Here is a 15,470-nt window from a genome sequence, read left to right as displayed (position 1 = left end):
AGTAAAAAATGAGCATCTGACCCTGGAAGCGCTATCTTGCCGGTAAAGCCGCCGGCAAGACTTGACGTCGACTAGGGTCAGCCTTTAGAATGCGCAGCCTTTAACAGTGGGGTGGGTGCGCCCGCATCCGCTGCCCGTATTTGTTGAAAGGCTAGGCAACCATTGGAGTCAGCTAAACACCATGGCAACGATTAATCAGCTAGTGCGTAAGCCGCGCAAGCGCCCCGTTACTAAAAGTGACGTGCCCGCGCTTCAGGCTTGTCCGCAAAAGCGCGGCGTATGTACGCGCGTATACACCACTACTCCCAAGAAGCCGAACTCGGCCCTGCGTAAGGTTTGCCGTGTGCGCCTGACCAACGGTTTTGAAGTTTCTTCTTACATTGGTGGTGAAGGTCACAACCTGCAGGAGCACTCTGTTGTTCTGATTCGCGGCGGCCGTGTAAAGGATTTGCCAGGTGTGCGTTATCACACCGTTCGTGGCGCCCTTGACACCTCTGGCGTACAGAATCGTAAGCAGGGCCGTTCCAAGTACGGTACTAAGCGTCCGAAGTCTTAAGACAGCTTGCCGTCACGCTGTGTTTGCAGCGTATGTAACGTAATGTCCAACACGAATATGATGGTCTGATAAGAGTAAGGTCGGGCAGTGCGGGGTAGTCGATACTAAGCGCGAGTTCCGGGTTTACCTGAAGGATCCTTAATTGAGGGCTTATCATGCCTAGAAGAAGAGTTGTAGCTAAACGCGAAATCCTGCCGGATCCTAAGTTCGGAAGTGAGCGTCTGGCGAAGTTCATGAACCACCTGATGGTCAGCGGCAAGAAGTCCATAGCTGAGCGCATTGTTTACGGTGCGTTGGACAAGGTTGCCGAGCGTAGTAGTGAAGAGCCGCTGGAAATCTTCGACAAAGCGCTGGAAACCATCCAGCCGATGGTCGAAGTGAAGTCGCGCCGCGTGGGTGGTGCGACCTATCAGGTTCCGGTTGAAGTTCGTCCGTCTCGCCGCCAAGCGCTCGCTATGCGCTGGTTGGTAGACGCGGCGCGTCGCCGCGGTGAAAAAACGATGGTTCAGCGTCTGGCAGGCGAAATGCTGGATGCCGCAGAAGGTAAAGGTTCTGCTGTTAAGAAGCGCGAAGACGTGCATCGTATGGCCGAAGCCAACAAGGCTTTCTCGCACTATCGTTTCTAAGAGCGTCCCTTTCAAGAGTGACGTTTTTAAGTACGGCGTTTGTAAGCGCAGTGTTTATAAAGTTCGCGTTTATATATGCACGTTGTTTCAGCAGGGCGTCGTTGGAAGTGGTAGGTCGAGTCGCTTTGTTGCAACACCCCGCCGTTATCATTCTGTGATAGCGGCGGTAGCGTAAGGCTCACTTTTGCCACTGCTAAGTTAACGAGCATCGCCAACTAACGGGAGTTTCACCGTGGCACGCAAGACACCACTTAATCGTTATCGCAATATTGGTATCGTAGCGCACGTTGATGCGGGTAAAACCACAACGACCGAGCGGGTACTGTTCTATACCGGCTTGAATCACAAGTTGGGTGAAACACACGAGGGTGCCTCAACGACTGACTGGATGGAGCAGGAGCAGGAGCGTGGCATTACGATCACCTCTGCCGCTGTCACCACCTTCTGGCAAGGTATGGCCAAGCAGTTTGATGAGCACCGTATCAACATCATCGATACGCCTGGGCACGTTGACTTCACCATCGAAGTTGAGCGTTCATTGCGCGTTCTTGATGGTGCGGTTGTCGTACTGTGTGGGTCTTCCGGCGTTCAGCCCCAGACCGAAACAGTATGGCGTCAGGCCGATAAGTACGAAGTGCCGCGTATGGTCTTTGTTAACAAAATGGACCGTACTGGCGCTGATTTCTTCATGGTTGTTGACCAGTTGAAAGAGCGCTTGGGTGCGAATGCCGTGCCGATCCAGATTAACTGGGGTACGGAAGAAGACTTTAAGGGCGTTATCGACCTGATTCAGATGAAGGCTATCCTGTGGGATGAGGCTAGTCTGGGTATGAATTTCGAGCTCGTGGATATTCCGGCTGAGTTGCAAGAGACTGCCGAGAAGTATCGCGAACAGATGGTTGAGGCGGCTGCCGAAGGCTCTGACGAGCTGATGGATAAGTACCTGGAAGGCGTCGAGCTGTCGATCGAAGAGATCAAGGCGGGTCTTCGTGCGCGTACTCTGGCCAATGATATTGTTCTGGTTACCTGTGGTTCTGCCTTTAAGAATAAGGGTGTTCAGGCGGTGCTGGACGGTGTTATCGAGTACATGCCTTCGCCAACTGAAGTTAAGGCGATTGAAGGTGAGCTGGACGATAAAGATGGCACCATCGCTAAGCGTGAAGCCGATGACGATGCGCCGTTTGCGGCGTTGGCATTCAAGATCGCTACCGACCCCTTCGTTGGTACGTTGACCTTTATCCGCGTTTACTCGGGCGTTCTGAAGTCTGGCGACGGTGTATATAACTCCGTTAAGCAGAAGAAAGAGCGCGTTGGCCGTATCGTACAGATGCACGCCAACTCGCGTGAAGAGATCAAGGAAGTACTCGCTGGCGATATTGCAGCATGTATCGGTCTGAAAGACGTCACCACGGGTGATACCCTGTGTGATATCGATAACAAGATCGTTCTTGAGCGCATGGAATTCCCGGATCCGGTTATCTCGGTAGCTGTTGAGCCGAAGTCCAAGGCTGACCAGGAAAAAATGGGTATTGCGCTGGGTAAATTGGCCCAGGAAGATCCTTCTTTCCAGGTTAAAACCGACGAAGAAACCGGCCAGACGATTATTTCTGGTATGGGTGAGCTTCACCTAGATATTCTCGTTGACCGTATGCGTCGCGAGTTTAAGGTGGAAGCCAATATCGGTAAGCCGCAGGTAGCATACCGCGAAACTATTCGTGGCAGCATTGAGCAGGAAGGCAAGTTTGTACGTCAGTCCGGTGGTCGTGGTCAGTACGGTCACGTTTGGCTGCGTATTGAGCCGCTGACTGCTGAAGAGAAGGGTGAAGGCGAAGAAGAGATTTTCTTCAAATTCAACTCTGAGATCGTAGGTGGTACGGTTCCCAAGGAATACGTCCCTGCGGTTGAGAAAGGCGCTTACGAGCAGCTTAAAAACGGTGTCATCGCGGGTTACCCGATGATCGACGTTAAAGTGACGCTGTTCGACGGCTCCTTCCACGACGTAGACTCTAACGAGACTGCGTTCAAGATTGCTTCTTCTATGGCAGTGAAGGAAGGTGCCAGGAAGGCCAAGGCCGTGCTGCTGGAGCCGGTGATGAAGGTCGAAGTCGTGACTCCCGAGGAATTTATGGGTGACGTCATGGGCGACCTGAGCCGTCGTCGCGGTCTGGTGCAGGGTATGGATGACTCTTCTTCTGGTAAAGTCATTCGTGCGACGGTGCCGCTGGGTGAGATGTTCGGTTACGCAACCGACCTGCGCTCACAAACCCAGGGCCGTGCGAGCTACTCTATGGAGTTCTCGAAGTACGACGAGGCGCCCTCCAGCGTCGTTGAAGCCGTCATCAATCAAAACGGTTAACCGTTAGCTAACGTAAAGAGGTTATAGCAGTGGCTAAGGAAAAATTCGAACGTTCCAAACCGCACGTCAACGTCGGCACCATCGGTCACGTCGACCACGGTAAAACGACTCTGACTGCGGCCCTGACCCGCGTGTCTGCTGAGGTTTTCGGCGGCGATTGGCGTGAATTTGATACTATCGATAACGCTCCTGAAGAGCGCGAGCGTGGTATCACTATCGCGACTTCCCACGTGGAATATCAGTCTGAAGAGCGTCACTACGCGCACGTTGACTGCCCGGGACACGCTGACTACGTCAAGAACATGATCACCGGTGCTGCGCAGATGGACGGCGCGATCCTGGTATGTTCTGCTGCTGACGGCCCGATGCCGCAGACGCGCGAGCACATCCTGCTGTCTCGCCAGGTTGGCGTTCCGTACATCGTTGTGTTCCTGAATAAAGCGGACATGGTCGATGACGAAGAGCTGCTTGAGCTGGTTGAGATGGAAGTTCGTGAGCTCCTCGACGAGTACGACTTCCCGGGCGATGACACGCCGATCATCACTGGTTCAGCGCTGATGGCTCTGAACGGTGAAGATGAGAACGGTATGGGTACTACCGCCGTTGCTAATCTGATCAAGGCTCTGGATGCTTACATTCCTGAGCCGGAGCGTGCTATCGACCAGCCGTTCCTGATGCCGATCGAAGATGTATTCTCTATCTCTGGCCGTGGTACTGTTGTTACTGGTCGTGTAGAGCGCGGTATCGTTAAATCCGGTGAAGAAGTGGAAATCGTGGGTATCCGCGACACCACGAAAACCATCGTTACCGGTGTTGAAATGTTCCGTAAGCTGCTCGACGAAGGTCGTGCGGGTGAGAACGTTGGTGCGTTGCTGCGTGGTACCAAGCGTGATGACGTTGAGCGTGGTCAGGTTTTGGCCAAGCCGGGTACTATCAACCCGCACACCACGTTCGAAGCCGAAGTTTACGTACTGTCCAAAGAAGAAGGTGGTCGTCACACGCCTTTCTTCAAGGGCTACCGTCCGCAGTTCTACTTCCGTACCACTGACATCACCGGTACTTGTGAACTGCCGGAAGGCGTTGAAATGGTAATGCCGGGTGACAACGTTCAGATGGTTGTTACCCTGATTGCTCCGATCGCTATGGACGACGGTCTGCGCTTCGCTATTCGCGAAGGTGGTCGTACCGTTGGTGCTGGCGTTGTGGCAAAAATCGTTAAGTAATCGATTTACTTGATCGATGAAGGGGGCTCTCGCGAGCCCCCTTTTCTGCGCACCAATAGCAAATGTTTGACATGGGCTTTTGGCGTGCCTATAATGCGCATCCTTTGAATGCGTGGGTAGACGGCTCGCGCCGTCGACATCCATTGGAGTTTAGGGCAAATGCAGAACCAAAAGATTCGCATTCGGTTGAAAGCGTTCGACCATCGCCTGATCGATCAGTCCACAGCGGAGATTGTTGAAACCGCTAAGCGTACTGGTGCTCAGGTTCGTGGGCCGATCCCGCTGCCGACCAACCGCGAGCGTTATACCATCCTGGTTTCACCGCACGTTAATAAGGATGCGCGTGATCAGTATGAGATTCGTACGCACAAGCGTGTGCTCGACATCGTTGAGCCAACTGAAAAGACTGTTGATGCGTTGATGAAGCTTGATCTCGCCGCTGGCGTAGACGTGCAAATCAAGCTCAACTAATTACACTAGACACTTGCGGCCCAGCGTTCATCATTTATCGCATGAACAGCAGCCGCCGCGCCGTGAGGCGCCATACAATGTGCTAGTGGAATGCTCTGGAAAGGGCAGCCATAGCGGGTGATAGCCCCGTACACTATAGGAGACTGAGTATGACTATCGGTTTAGTCGGTACAAAGGCCGGGATGACCCGTGTCTTTACCGAAGATGGCGCATCCGTGCCCGTGACCGTTATTGAAGTTGATCCTAATCGTGTGACGCGCGTTAAGACCATTGAGTCTGACGGCTACGCAGCGATTCAGATCACTACAGGTTCTCGTAAAGCCAAACACCTCACCAAAGCGCAGGCTGGTCAGTTTGCCAAAGCGGGTGTTGAGGCTGGTCGTTCACTGATGGAATTCCGCCTTGCAGAAGGCGAAGAAGCTCCAGAAGTGGGTGGCGAACTCACCGTATCCCTCTTCGAAGCTGGTCAAATGATCGACGTGACCGGCACCTCTAAGGGTAAAGGCTTCCAGGGTGCTGTTAAGCGCTGGAACTTCCGTACCCAAGACAACAGCCATGGTAACTCCCTGTCGCACCGCGCGCCGGGTTCTATCGGCATGTGTCAAACACCAGGTCGCGTATTTAAAGGCAAGAAAATGGCCGGTCAAATGGGTAACGCCCGTTGCACCGTACAGAGCCTTGAGATCGTCCGTGTTGACGCCGAGCGTAACCTGCTGCTGATCAAGGGCGCCGTACCGGGAGCACCCGGCAGCGACGTTATCGTTCGCAGCGCCGTGAAAGCTGGCTGAAGGGGATAATTACCAATGAATCTGAATCTTGCTGCAGGCACGGGTACCGTTGAAGTAGCCGACGCCACTTTTGGCAAAGAATTCAACGAAGCGCTAGTTCACCAGGTTGTTACCGCCTATTTGGCTGGTGGCCGTCAAGGTACTCGCGCTCAAAAGAGCCGTTCCGATGTTCGCGGTGGTGGTAAAAAACCGTGGCGTCAGAAAGGTACCGGCCGTGCACGTGCTGGTACCATCCGTTCTCCGCTGTGGCGCAGTGGCGGCGTAACCTTCGCGGCACGTCCGCAAGACTATACCCAGAAGGTTAACCGCAAAATGTACCGCGCGGCGATGCGCTCCATCCTGTCTGAACTTGTCCGTCAAGAGCGTTTAGTCGCAATTGAAGAGTTCAGCGTCGAAGCGCCCAAGACCAAGCAGGTAGCTGCCAAGCTGAAAGAGCTCAACCTTGAGAAAGTGTTGATCGTCACTGAAGAAATGGACGAAACGCTCTATCTAGCCGCACGCAACCTTCCCCACGTTGACGTGGTGGATGTCGCGGCAGCTGACCCGGTGAGCCTGGTTGCCTTTGATAAGGTCCTGGTCACCGTCTCCGCCCTGCGTAAATTCGAGGAGAAGCTGGCATGAACCAGGAACGCGTATTCAAGGTTCTGCTTGGACCGCACGTGACCGAAAAGGCCGCGATGGCTGCAGAGCGCAACCAGTACGTTTTCAAGGTGGCATCTGATGCTACCAAGCCCGAGATCAAGAAAGCCGTTGAAATACTGTTCGGCAAACAGGTCGGCAGCGTTCAGGTGTTGAACGTTAAGGGTAAAACCAAGCGTACTGCACACGGCGTTGGCCTGCGTAAGGGTTACCGCAAAGCTTATGTGACCCTGGCTGCGGGTGAAACGCTCGAAGACTTCTCTGGCGCCGAATAAGGGCAGGAGTACGGATAATGGCAATCGTCAAGACCAAACCCACATCCGCCGGTCGTCGCCACGTCGTCAAGATCGTTGGCGAGGAACTGTACAAAGGCCGTGCGTATGCGCCGCTTTTGGAAAAACAGTCCAAGTCCGGTGGCCGTAATAATAACGGTCGCATCACCACCCGCCACGTGGGCGGTGGTCACCGTCAGCACTACCGTTTGATCGACTTCAAGCGCACCAAAGATGGCATTCCAGCCACTGTTGAGCGTCTTGAACACGATCCGAACCGTAGCGCGCATATTGCACTATTGAAATATGCAGATGGCGAGCGTCGTTACATCATTGCACCGAAAGGTGTCAGCGCGGGTGACGTGCTGGAATCTGGTGTCAACGCGCCCATCAAAAAAGGCAATGCCTTGCCGCTGCGCAACATTCCGCTTGGTTCTACCGTTCACGGTATCGAACTGAAGCCGGGTAAAGGCGCGCAGATTGCTCGCAGTGCCGGTACTAGCGCTCAGCTGGTTGCTCGTGAAGGTAACTACGCCACCTTGCGTCTTCGCTCTGGCGAAATGCGTAAGATCTTGGCTGAGTGCCGCGCAACACTGGGTGAAGTGAGCAACTCCGAGCACAGCCTGCGTCAACTTGGCAAGGCCGGTGCGAAGCGCTGGAGAGGCGTGCGTCCGACTGTTCGCGGTGTCGCGATGAACCCGGTAGATCACCCGCACGGTGGTGGTGAAGGCCGCACTAGTGGTGGTCGTCACCCGGTATCCCCATGGGGCGTACCGACTAAGGGTCACAAGACGCGTAAGAACAAGCGCACCGACAAGCTGATTATCCGTCGTCGTAACAAGACGCGTTAATCGAAATTGCCAAGAACTTAAGAGGTAACGGCTGTGCCACGTTCACTAAAGAAAGGTCCCTTCATTGACCTTCATCTTTTGAAGAAGGTAGAGGCTGCAGTGGAGAAGAACGACCGTAAACCGATCAAGACCTGGTCGCGTCGTTCGATGATCCTGCCCAACATGGTAGGTCTGACTATTGCGGTCCATAACGGACGCCAGCATGTCCCGGTGCACGTCTCCGAGGAAATGGTGGGTCATAAACTTGGCGAATTCGCTGCTACTCGCACATATCGCGGGCATGTTGCGGACAAGAAAGCCAAACGGTAAGCCAGAGAGGATTTAGAGATGGAAGTCACAGCTAAGCTGAGTGGCGCTGCTTTATCCGCACAGAAGGCCCGTTTGGTGGCTGACCAGGTGCGCGGTAAACCGGTCGCCGAAGCTATTGACCTGCTGACCTTCTCACCGAAGAAGGCTGCCAAACTGGTCAAGAAAGTGCTTCAGTCCGCCATCGCGAATGCGGAAGAAAATAACGGCATGGACATCGACGAGCTGCGTGTCTCGACCATCTGCGTCGATGAGGGCATGACGCTCAAGCGTATCAAGCCGCGCGCCAAAGGCCGTGCGGATCGTATCTTGAAGCGCACCTGCCACATCACCGTCAAGGTAGCCGAGAAGTAGGAGTCGACCAGATGGGTCAGAAAGTCAATCCAACAGGCATTCGACTGGGCATCGTCAAAGACCATGCTTCTGTCTGGTATGCCGAGCGCGGCGCCTATGCCGATAAGCTCAATAACGATCTCGAAGTGCGCAGCTTCCTGGAAGAGCGTCTTAAAAGCGCTTCCGTAAGCCGCATTCACATCGAGCGTCCGGCTAACAACGCCCGCATCACCATTCACACTGCCCGTCCGGGTATCGTGATCGGTAAAAAAGGTGAAGATGTCGACCGTCTGCGTCGCGATCTTACCGAAATGATGGGCGTTCCGGTTCATGTGAACATCGAAGAAGTTCGCAAGCCAGAGCTGGATGCCAAGCTAGTCGCTGCTAACGTAGCGGGTCAGCTTGAGCGTCGCGTCATGTTCCGTCGTGCCATGAAGCGCGCGGTACAGAACGCAATGCGTCTTGGCGCTGGCGGCATCAAGATTCAGCTGTCAGGTCGTCTTGGTGGTGCCGAAATCGCACGTACCGAATGGTACCGCGAAGGTCGCGTTCCGCTGCACACTCTGCGTGCGGACATCGACTACGCCACTTACGAAGCTCACACCACCTATGGCGTCATCGGCGTTAAAGTGTGGATCTTCAAGGGCGAAATCCTCGGCGGTATCGAGGAAGTGCGTGCCAAGGCTAAGCAACAGCAGCCTGCCGGCAACGCGCCCAAGAAGAAAGGTTCCAGGTAAGGGGAGAGCGAGTCGATGTTACAGCCCAAGCGTATGAAATTCCGCAAGATGATGAAAGGCCGCAACCGTGGCCTGGCGCATCGCGGAAGCAAGATCAGCTTCGGGGAGTACGGTCTGAAAGCTACTGGTCGCGGCCGCATCACTGCGCGTCAGATCGAAGCCGGCCGTCGTGCGATCACACGTCACGTTAAGCGTGGCGGTAAAATCTGGATCCGCGTTTTCCCTGATAAGCCGATTTCCAAGAAGCCGCTCGAAGTTCGTATGGGTAAAGGTAAAGGTTCTGTTGAGTACTGGGTAGCCCAGATCCAACCGGGTCGGGTCCTGTACGAAATTGAAGGCGTATCCGAAGAGCTGGCCCGTGAAGCATTTGAACTGGCCGCACAGAAGATGCCCTTATCCACCACCTTTGCGAAACGGACGGTGATGTGATGAAAGCCCAGGAAATTCGTGAAAAGTCAGCAGGAGAGCTCAAAGAGCAGCTCCTCGAGCTACTCCGCGAGCAGTTTAACCTGCGCATGCAGAAGGCCACTGGCCAACTGAGCCAGACTCATCTGCTCAAGCAGGTCCGTCGGGATATCGCCCGCGTTAAGACTGTGCTCAACGAGAAGGCAGGTGATTGAGATGGCCGAAGAGAAAAAAACCCGTACGCTCACCGGTAAGGTGGTGAGCGACAAGATGGATAAATCCATCGTCGTTATGATCGAGCGTCGTGAACGTCACCCGATCTACGGAAAATACGTTAAGCGCTCCACCAAGCTGCACGCCCATGATGAGGCGAACCAGGCTAAGGCAGGCGATACGGTTTCCATTCAGGAGTGCCGTCCGCTTTCCAAAAAGAAAGCCTGGACGCTGGTCGAGGTGGTTGAGCAGGCTAAGGGTTAATTACCTAAAGTCTGCCGATCAGTGCAGTCAGATTAGGTTTGGAGAAAACCGATGATTCAGACTCAGACAATGCTGGATGTCGCCGACAACAGCGGAGCGCGCCGGGTGCAGTGCATCAAGGTGCTAGGCGGTTCACACCGTCGCTACGCCCGCGTTGGTGACGTCATTAAGGTAACGGTGAAAGAAGCTATTCCGCGTGGCAAGGTCAAAAAAGGCCAAGTCATGAAAGCGGTAGTGGTTCGCACCCGTAGTGGCGTCCGTCGTAGTGACGGTTCGCTGATCCGTTTCGATGGAAATGCGGCGGTTTTGTTGAATAACACCAACGAACAGCCGATCGGCACGCGCATCTTCGGGCCGGTTACTCGTGAGCTTCGTAATGAGAAGTTCATGAAGATCATTTCCCTAGCGCCTGAAGTGCTGTAAGGAGCGAGGCGGATATGCAAAAGATCAAACGTGACGATGAAGTCATCGTCATCGCCGGGAAGGATAAAGGCAAACGTGGTACCGTTAAGCGGGTATTAGAAAACCGCTTCGTGGTATCCGGTGTGAACATGATTAAACGTCACACCAAGCCGAATCCCATGGCGGGAAATCAGGGCGGTATCGTCGAGCGTGAGGCTCCGATTCACGCGTCCAACGTAGCCATCTTCAATTCGGAGACCGGTAAGGCGGATCGCGTCGGCTTCCAAGTTAAGGAAGACGGTACCAAGGTACGTATCTACAAGTCGACGCAGACGCAGATCGACGCCTAACGCGAGTCGGGTAGCAAAATGGCGAACTTGAAAGAACGTTATCAAAACGAGGTCGTAGCTCAACTCAAAGAGCAGTTCAGCTACAACAACGTTATGCAGGTACCCCGGATCACGAAAGTGACTCTGAACATGGGTATCGGTGAAGCGGTTAGTGATAAAAAACTGATCGACAATGCCGTCGGTGACCTGGAGAAATTGTCCGGTCAAAAGCCGCTGGTGACCAAAGCACGTAAGTCCATCGCGGGCTTCAAGGTGCGCGAAGGTTGGCCGATTGGTGTCAAAGTAACGCTGCGCGGTGAGCGTATGTGGGACTTCTTGAACCGTCTGGTTAACATTGCGATTCCTCGCGTGCGTGACTTCCGTGGTCTTAACCCGAAGTCTTTTGACGGTCGCGGCAACTACTCCATGGGTGTGCGTGAGCAGATCATCTTCCCGGAGATCGAGTATGATAAAATCGATCGCATTCGGGGGCTGGACGTCACTATCACTACTACTGCCAACACCGACGAGGAAGGTCGTGCGCTGCTAGCGTCACTGAACTTCCCGTTTAAGAAATAAGGGTTGGATCATGGCTAAGAAAAGTATGGTAGAGCGTGAGCTCAAACGTACGCAGCTGGTCGAGAAGTATGCGGCCAAGCGTACTGAGCTCAAGGCAATCATCTCAAGCGTGAATACGTCTGAGGAAGAGCGCTTCGAGGCGACGCTGAAGCTGCAGCAACTGCCGCGCGACTCAAGCCCGGTACGTCAGCGTAACCGCTGCCGTATCACGGGTCGTCCGCACGGTTTTTACAACAAGTTCGGCCTTGGCCGCAACAAGCTGCGTGAAGCCGCCATGCGTGGCGACGTCCCTGGTCTGAAAAAGTCCAGCTGGTAACGCCACGTAGAATCATCAGGAGCGCACATTAAATGAGCATGCAAGACACTCTGGCGGATATGTTTACCCGTATCCGCAATGCGCAGATGGCCACCAAGGAGACGGCAGTCATGCCGTCTTCCAAGTTGAAAGTGGAAGTGGCCCGCGTGCTAAAGGAAGAAGGCTACATTACCGACTTTGCGGTTGCTGAAGGCGCTAAGCCTGCACTAACCGTCACTCTCAAGTACTTTGAGGGTAAGCCGGTCATTGAGCACATTCAGCGGGTTTCCAAGCCGTCTTTGCGTCAGTACAAGGGCAAGGACAACCTGCCCAAGGTTGCCGATGGTCTGGGCATCGCGATTGTCACCACCTCTAATGGTGTCATGACCGATCGTGCCGCACGCCAGGCGGGTGTAGGTGGCGAAGTCATCTGCACCGTATTCTAGGAGGCTGGAATGTCCCGCATAGCGAAATATCCGGTTAAAGTGCCTGCTGGTGTCGAGATCAAAATCGATGCTAGCCAGCTGACCGCCAAAGGCGGCCAAGGCACGCTGTCACTGCCCATTCACCAGGACGTGGTGATTGGTCAAGAAGATGGCCAGCTGACCTTCGCCCCGAGCGAATCTGCCAAGAGCTGGGCAATGGCCGGTACTACCCGCGCCTTGGTTCAGAACCTGGTAACGGGCGTATCCGAGGGTTTCACAAAAACTCTCGAAATTGTTGGCGTCGGTTATCGTGCCCAAGCTAAGGGCCAGACGCTCAATCTTTCACTGGGCTTCTCGCACCCGGTCGACTACGAACTGCCGAAAGGTGTCACAGCGGAAACGCCGAAAAACACCGTGATCGTGCTGAAAAGCGCGGATAAGCAGATGCTCGGTCAGTGCGCCGCGGAAATCCGCGCTTTCCGTCCGCCTGAGCCGTATAAAGGCAAGGGTGTTCGGTACGCCGACGAGCAGGTGCGTCGCAAAGAAGCCAAGAAGAAGTAAGGCAGGGTTATGAACGCGAAGAAAGAATCTCGTCTCCGTCGTGCCCGCCGTGCTCGCGCCAAGATCCGCGAGCTGGGCGTGTATCGCCTGTGCGTCAACCGTACCCCGCGTCACATCTACGCGCAGATTATCTCGCCGGATGGTGGCAAAGTGTTGGCCAGCGCTTCAACGCTGGACAAAGCACTGCGCGAGGGTGCGACCGGTAACTCAGATGCGGCCTCCAAGGTCGGTGCTCTGATTGCTGAACGCGCTAAAGAAGCAGGCATCACCCAGGTGGCCTTCGACCGTGCTGGCTTTAAGTATCACGGTCGCGTCAAGGCTCTGGCCGACGCCGCTCGTGAAGGCGGCCTGGAATTCTAAAGGGTTTTACGATGGCGAAGAACGAACAGCAAAACGGTGATCTGCAAGAGAAGTTAGTGCAGGTTAACCGCGTCGCCAAGGTGGTCAAGGGTGGTCGTATTTTCGGCTTCACCGCGCTGACCGTCGTAGGTGATGGTAAAGGTCGTGTTGGTTTCGGTCGTGGCAAGGCGCGTGAAGTGCCGGTCGCAATTCAGAAAGCAATGGACCAGGCTCGTCGCAACATGGTCAAGGTTAACCTTGCAGGCAACACGCTGCAGTACCCTGTGAAAGCCCGTCACGGTGCTTCCAAGGTCTACATGCAGCCAGCCTCCGAAGGTACCGGTATCATCGCCGGTGGTGCTATGCGCTCTGTATTAGAGCTTGCTGGCGTCCACGATGTACTGGCCAAGTGCTACGGTTCCACCAACCCGGTTAACGTGGTACGAGCGACTGTTAAAGGTCTCTCTGCTATGCATGCACCGGAAGACATCGCCGCCAAGCGCGGTCTGTCTGTCGACGCGATCACGGGGTAAGGCACCATGGCAGCAACGATCAAGGTTACCCAGATCCGCAGCACCATCGGCGTTTTGCCCAAGCACAAGGCTACTATGAAAGGCCTGGGCCTGCGTCGCATCGGTCACTCGGTTGAACTGGAAGACACCCCTGCCGTTCGCGGCATGATCCACAAGGTAAATTACCTTGTGCGTGTTGAGGGAGAGTAATCCATGAAACTTAATACCTTAAGCCCGGCCCCGGGCTCCAAACCCGCTGAAAAGCGCGTTGGTCGTGGTATCGGTTCCGGTCTTGGTAAGACCGGCGGCCGTGGCCACAAAGGTCAGAAATCACGCAGTGGCGGTAGCGTCAAGCCTGGTTTCGAAGGCGGTCAGATGCCCATGCAGCGTCGTTTGCCGAAATTCGGTTTTACGTCTGCTAAATCATTGGTCTCTGAAGAAGTACGCCTGGCTGAACTTGCCAAGGTTTCCGGTGACGAAGTCACTATGGAAACGCTGAAGCAAGCCAACGTGCTGAAGGATGCAACGCTACACGCAAAAATCATCCTTTCAGGCGAACTGAACAAGGCAGTTACCGTTCGTGGAATCAAGGTCACCAAAGGTGCCCGTGAAGCGATCGAAGCTGCTGGCGGCAAGGTAGAGGACTAAATGGCCAAGTCAGGAAATATGCCGGCGATGGGCAGCGGTCTGAGTGAACTGTGGGCGCGTTTGCGCTTCGTGCTCCTCGCCATCGTGGTGTACCGTATCGGTGCCCACATTCCCGTTCCCGGTATCAATCCTGACCAGCTTGCTGCCTTGTTTAGGGAGCAACAGGGCACCATCCTGGGCATGTTTAACATGTTCTCGGGTGGCGCCCTGGAGCGCATGAGCGTCCTCGCTTTGGGCATAATGCCTTATATTTCTGCGTCGATTATCATGCAGCTGATGACTGCGGTCTCACCCCATCTTGAACAGCTCAAGAAGGAAGGTGAGTCCGGCCGCCGCAAGATTAGCCAGTACACCCGCTACGGCACGGTGATACTGGCTCTTGTCCAGGCTACCGGTATGTCGGTCGGTCTGGCTAGCCAAGGCATCGCTTACAGCGCTGACTTCAGCTTCTATTTCACCGCCGTGATTACGTTTGTGTCAGGCGCGGTGTTTATGATGTGGCTAGGTGAGCAGATTACCGAGAAGGGCATCGGCAACGGTATTTCGTTGCTGATCTTCGCTGGTATCGTCGCTGGGCTGCCCAGTGCCGTGGGGCAAGCGTTTGAACTTGCTCGTAACGAAGGGGCCTGGAATGTCCTTCCGCTGTTAGCGCTGTCAGTGCTAGGTATTGCCACCGTCGCGTTTGTGGTGTTCATTGAGCGCGGTCAACGCCGCTTGAAAGTGAACTACCCACGTCGCCAGGTTGGCAACAAGATGTATGCAGGCCAAAGCAGCTACCTGCCTTTGAAAGTGAATATGGCGGGTGTTATTCCTGCGATCTTCGCGTCCAGTATCCTACTCTTCCCGGCTTCTATTGGTCAGTGGGTAGGTGCAGGTGAAGGTATGGAGTGGTTACAGCGTGCATCACAAGCATTAGCCCCTGGGCAACCGCTTTACATCTTGCTTTTCGCGGCGGCAGTGGTATTCTTCTGCTTCTTTTACACAGCGCTGGTCTTCAATCCGAAGGATGTAGCTGACAATTTGAAAAAGTCAGGTGCGTTCCTGCCGGGCATTCGCCCCGGCGAGCAGACCGCTCGCTATATCGACAAAGTCATGACGCGTCTGACTTTGTTCGGTGCCCTGTATATCACTGCGGTTTCCTTGATGCCCCAGTTCCTGATCGTTGCGTGGAATGTGCCATTCTTTTTTGGCGGCACCTCGCTCCTGATCGTGGTGGTGGTCATCATGGACTTCATGGCTCAGGTGCAGTCACACCTCATGTCGCATCAGTATGACTCGGTGATGAAGAAGTCCAACCTGAAAGGCTACGGTAGCGGCGGCATCATGCGCTGAGGCGCCGC

General features: G+C 54.6%; 26 protein-coding genes. All 26 read left to right on the top strand.

Translation table 11 applies throughout. The features are described 5' to 3' along the window. The first annotated feature begins 181 nt into the window (after positions 1-181). The 26 genes from rpsL to secY all read left to right on the top strand — a co-directional run bounded on the left by rpsL (position 182) and on the right by secY (position 15,462). On the top strand, positions 182-556 hold the full coding sequence (rpsL, locus tag ACT3T7_RS11750; RefSeq protein WP_009098973.1) for a 30S ribosomal protein S12: 375 nt from the start codon (positions 182-184) through the stop codon (positions 554-556). 155 nt (positions 557-711) lie between these two features. Then, on the top strand, positions 712-1,182 hold the full coding sequence (gene rpsG, locus ACT3T7_RS11745; protein ID WP_018917738.1) for a 30S ribosomal protein S7: 471 nt from the start codon (positions 712-714) through the stop codon (positions 1,180-1,182). Between the two features lie 232 nt (positions 1,183-1,414). Beyond that, positions 1,415-3,538, top strand: coding sequence for an elongation factor G (gene fusA, locus ACT3T7_RS11740; RefSeq protein ID WP_444631136.1), 2,124 nt, complete (start codon positions 1,415-1,417; stop codon positions 3,536-3,538). 29 nt (positions 3,539-3,567) lie between these two features. Continuing rightward, entirely contained in the window at positions 3,568-4,761 is a 1,194-nt protein-coding gene (gene tuf / locus ACT3T7_RS11735; protein ID WP_444627780.1) for an elongation factor Tu, read from the top strand. Positions 4,762-4,920: 159 nt separating this feature from the next. Further along, on the top strand, positions 4,921-5,232 hold the full coding sequence (gene rpsJ, locus ACT3T7_RS11730; RefSeq protein WP_087108956.1) for a 30S ribosomal protein S10: 312 nt from the start codon (positions 4,921-4,923) through the stop codon (positions 5,230-5,232). 149 nt (positions 5,233-5,381) lie between these two features. Next, positions 5,382-6,020, top strand: a complete 639-nt coding sequence (gene rplC / locus ACT3T7_RS11725) for a 50S ribosomal protein L3 (protein ID WP_172117715.1) — start codon at positions 5,382-5,384, stop codon at positions 6,018-6,020. Between the two features lie 15 nt (positions 6,021-6,035). Beyond that, on the top strand, positions 6,036-6,641 hold the full coding sequence (gene rplD, locus ACT3T7_RS11720) for a 50S ribosomal protein L4 (protein WP_172117714.1): 606 nt from the start codon (positions 6,036-6,038) through the stop codon (positions 6,639-6,641). Continuing rightward, positions 6,638-6,934 (top strand): 50S ribosomal protein L23, encoded by a 297-nt coding sequence (gene rplW / locus ACT3T7_RS11715; protein WP_087108950.1) that lies wholly within the window; start codon positions 6,638-6,640, stop codon positions 6,932-6,934. The genes rplD and rplW overlap by 4 nt, the downstream gene beginning before the upstream one ends. 17 nt (positions 6,935-6,951) lie before the next feature. Next, entirely contained in the window at positions 6,952-7,782 is an 831-nt protein-coding gene (gene rplB, locus ACT3T7_RS11710) for a 50S ribosomal protein L2 (protein ID WP_172117713.1), read from the top strand. A 33-nt stretch (positions 7,783-7,815) separates the two neighbouring features. Further along, positions 7,816-8,091 carry a 30S ribosomal protein S19 gene (gene rpsS / locus ACT3T7_RS11705; RefSeq protein WP_027337511.1) on the top strand — a complete coding sequence of 92 codons (276 nt, stop codon included), beginning with the start codon at positions 7,816-7,818 and terminating at the stop codon, positions 8,089-8,091. 18 nt (positions 8,092-8,109) lie between these two features. Continuing rightward, the gene (gene rplV / locus ACT3T7_RS11700; protein ID WP_009723900.1) at positions 8,110-8,442 is read left to right on the top strand and encodes a 50S ribosomal protein L22; all 333 of its coding nucleotides are present in this window, start codon (positions 8,110-8,112) and stop codon (positions 8,440-8,442) included. Between the two features lie 11 nt (positions 8,443-8,453). Next, entirely contained in the window at positions 8,454-9,158 is a 705-nt protein-coding gene (gene rpsC / locus ACT3T7_RS11695; RefSeq protein WP_087108946.1) for a 30S ribosomal protein S3, read from the top strand. 15 nt (positions 9,159-9,173) lie between these two features. Next, a complete protein-coding gene (gene rplP / locus ACT3T7_RS11690) occupies positions 9,174-9,587 on the top strand; it encodes a 50S ribosomal protein L16 (protein ID WP_007112000.1) in 414 nt (137 codons plus the stop codon). After that, entirely contained in the window at positions 9,587-9,778 is a 192-nt protein-coding gene (gene rpmC, locus ACT3T7_RS11685) for a 50S ribosomal protein L29 (RefSeq protein WP_027337514.1), read from the top strand. Before rplP ends, rpmC begins: the two co-directional genes overlap by 1 nt. Position 9,779: 1 nt before the next feature. Beyond that, positions 9,780-10,040, top strand: a complete 261-nt coding sequence (rpsQ, locus tag ACT3T7_RS11680; RefSeq protein ID WP_009723897.1) for a 30S ribosomal protein S17 — start codon at positions 9,780-9,782, stop codon at positions 10,038-10,040. A gap of 51 nt (positions 10,041-10,091) precedes the next feature. Continuing rightward, positions 10,092-10,463 carry a 50S ribosomal protein L14 gene (rplN, locus tag ACT3T7_RS11675; RefSeq protein ID WP_172117712.1) on the top strand — a complete coding sequence of 124 codons (372 nt, stop codon included), beginning with the start codon at positions 10,092-10,094 and terminating at the stop codon, positions 10,461-10,463. Between the two features lie 14 nt (positions 10,464-10,477). Next, the gene (gene rplX / locus ACT3T7_RS11670; protein ID WP_009723895.1) at positions 10,478-10,792 is read left to right on the top strand and encodes a 50S ribosomal protein L24; all 315 of its coding nucleotides are present in this window, start codon (positions 10,478-10,480) and stop codon (positions 10,790-10,792) included. An 18-nt stretch (positions 10,793-10,810) separates the two neighbouring features. After that, complete coding sequence (gene rplE, locus ACT3T7_RS11665; RefSeq protein WP_087108941.1) at positions 10,811-11,350, top strand: 50S ribosomal protein L5; 540 nt, start codon at positions 10,811-10,813, stop codon at positions 11,348-11,350. A 10-nt stretch (positions 11,351-11,360) separates the two neighbouring features. After that, entirely contained in the window at positions 11,361-11,666 is a 306-nt protein-coding gene (gene rpsN, locus ACT3T7_RS11660; RefSeq protein ID WP_172117711.1) for a 30S ribosomal protein S14, read from the top strand. Positions 11,667-11,698: 32 nt separating this feature from the next. Beyond that, a complete protein-coding gene (rpsH, locus tag ACT3T7_RS11655; protein ID WP_444631135.1) occupies positions 11,699-12,091 on the top strand; it encodes a 30S ribosomal protein S8 in 393 nt (130 codons plus the stop codon). 9 nt (positions 12,092-12,100) lie between these two features. Beyond that, complete coding sequence (gene rplF, locus ACT3T7_RS11650; RefSeq protein WP_193053641.1) at positions 12,101-12,631, top strand: 50S ribosomal protein L6; 531 nt, start codon at positions 12,101-12,103, stop codon at positions 12,629-12,631. A 9-nt stretch (positions 12,632-12,640) separates the two neighbouring features. Then, positions 12,641-12,991 carry a 50S ribosomal protein L18 gene (rplR, locus tag ACT3T7_RS11645; protein ID WP_008959159.1) on the top strand — a complete coding sequence of 117 codons (351 nt, stop codon included), beginning with the start codon at positions 12,641-12,643 and terminating at the stop codon, positions 12,989-12,991. A gap of 11 nt (positions 12,992-13,002) precedes the next feature. Continuing rightward, entirely contained in the window at positions 13,003-13,503 is a 501-nt protein-coding gene (gene rpsE, locus ACT3T7_RS11640; RefSeq protein WP_172117708.1) for a 30S ribosomal protein S5, read from the top strand. A gap of 6 nt (positions 13,504-13,509) precedes the next feature. After that, positions 13,510-13,692 (top strand): 50S ribosomal protein L30, encoded by a 183-nt coding sequence (gene rpmD, locus ACT3T7_RS11635; RefSeq protein ID WP_087108933.1) that lies wholly within the window; start codon positions 13,510-13,512, stop codon positions 13,690-13,692. 3 nt (positions 13,693-13,695) lie between these two features. Then, on the top strand, positions 13,696-14,130 hold the full coding sequence (gene rplO / locus ACT3T7_RS11630) for a 50S ribosomal protein L15 (protein WP_444627775.1): 435 nt from the start codon (positions 13,696-13,698) through the stop codon (positions 14,128-14,130). Then, positions 14,131-15,462: a preprotein translocase subunit SecY gene (secY, locus tag ACT3T7_RS11625; RefSeq protein ID WP_087108929.1), complete on the top strand. Its 1,332-nt coding sequence runs from the start codon at positions 14,131-14,133 to the stop codon at positions 15,460-15,462. The last annotated feature ends 8 nt before the right edge of the window (positions 15,463-15,470 follow it).

Source organism: Halomonas sp. 111, from assembly GCF_052379685.1.
Lineage (GTDB): Bacteria > Pseudomonadota > Gammaproteobacteria > Pseudomonadales > Halomonadaceae > Vreelandella > Vreelandella citrativorans.
The sequence above is the reverse complement of the archived record's forward strand: the minus strand, read 5'-3'. Positions and strand labels throughout refer to the sequence as shown.

What these genes read in the sequence shown, in the direction of transcription:
- rplC (WP_172117715.1), top strand. Translation starts at nt 5,382, where the DNA reads ATGACTATCGGTTTAGTCGGTACAAAGGCCGGGATGACCCGTGTCTTT.
- rplN (WP_172117712.1), top strand. Translation starts at nt 10,092, where the DNA reads ATGATTCAGACTCAGACAATGCTGGATGTCGCCGACAACAGCGGAGCG.
- rpsH (WP_444631135.1), top strand. Translation starts at nt 11,699, where the DNA reads ATGAGCATGCAAGACACTCTGGCGGATATGTTTACCCGTATCCGCAAT.
- rpsL (WP_009098973.1), top strand. Translation starts at nt 182, where the DNA reads ATGGCAACGATTAATCAGCTAGTGCGTAAGCCGCGCAAGCGCCCCGTT.
- rpsN (WP_172117711.1), top strand. Translation starts at nt 11,361, where the DNA reads ATGGCTAAGAAAAGTATGGTAGAGCGTGAGCTCAAACGTACGCAGCTG.
- rplV (WP_009723900.1), top strand. Translation starts at nt 8,110, where the DNA reads ATGGAAGTCACAGCTAAGCTGAGTGGCGCTGCTTTATCCGCACAGAAG.
- rplF (WP_193053641.1), top strand. Translation starts at nt 12,101, where the DNA reads ATGTCCCGCATAGCGAAATATCCGGTTAAAGTGCCTGCTGGTGTCGAG.
- rpsQ (WP_009723897.1), top strand. Translation starts at nt 9,780, where the DNA reads ATGGCCGAAGAGAAAAAAACCCGTACGCTCACCGGTAAGGTGGTGAGC.
- rpsG (WP_018917738.1), top strand. Translation starts at nt 712, where the DNA reads ATGCCTAGAAGAAGAGTTGTAGCTAAACGCGAAATCCTGCCGGATCCT.
- rplP (WP_007112000.1), top strand. Translation starts at nt 9,174, where the DNA reads ATGTTACAGCCCAAGCGTATGAAATTCCGCAAGATGATGAAAGGCCGC.
- rpmC (WP_027337514.1), top strand. Translation starts at nt 9,587, where the DNA reads ATGAAAGCCCAGGAAATTCGTGAAAAGTCAGCAGGAGAGCTCAAAGAG.
- rplD (WP_172117714.1), top strand. Translation starts at nt 6,036, where the DNA reads ATGAATCTGAATCTTGCTGCAGGCACGGGTACCGTTGAAGTAGCCGAC.
- rplX (WP_009723895.1), top strand. Translation starts at nt 10,478, where the DNA reads ATGCAAAAGATCAAACGTGACGATGAAGTCATCGTCATCGCCGGGAAG.
- rplR (WP_008959159.1), top strand. Translation starts at nt 12,641, where the DNA reads ATGAACGCGAAGAAAGAATCTCGTCTCCGTCGTGCCCGCCGTGCTCGC.
- rplE (WP_087108941.1), top strand. Translation starts at nt 10,811, where the DNA reads ATGGCGAACTTGAAAGAACGTTATCAAAACGAGGTCGTAGCTCAACTC.
- rplO (WP_444627775.1), top strand. Translation starts at nt 13,696, where the DNA reads ATGAAACTTAATACCTTAAGCCCGGCCCCGGGCTCCAAACCCGCTGAA.
- rplB (WP_172117713.1), top strand. Translation starts at nt 6,952, where the DNA reads ATGGCAATCGTCAAGACCAAACCCACATCCGCCGGTCGTCGCCACGTC.
- rpmD (WP_087108933.1), top strand. Translation starts at nt 13,510, where the DNA reads ATGGCAGCAACGATCAAGGTTACCCAGATCCGCAGCACCATCGGCGTT.
- rpsJ (WP_087108956.1), top strand. Translation starts at nt 4,921, where the DNA reads ATGCAGAACCAAAAGATTCGCATTCGGTTGAAAGCGTTCGACCATCGC.
- rpsE (WP_172117708.1), top strand. Translation starts at nt 13,003, where the DNA reads ATGGCGAAGAACGAACAGCAAAACGGTGATCTGCAAGAGAAGTTAGTG.
- secY (WP_087108929.1), top strand. Translation starts at nt 14,131, where the DNA reads ATGGCCAAGTCAGGAAATATGCCGGCGATGGGCAGCGGTCTGAGTGAA.
- rplW (WP_087108950.1), top strand. Translation starts at nt 6,638, where the DNA reads ATGAACCAGGAACGCGTATTCAAGGTTCTGCTTGGACCGCACGTGACC.
- rpsC (WP_087108946.1), top strand. Translation starts at nt 8,454, where the DNA reads ATGGGTCAGAAAGTCAATCCAACAGGCATTCGACTGGGCATCGTCAAA.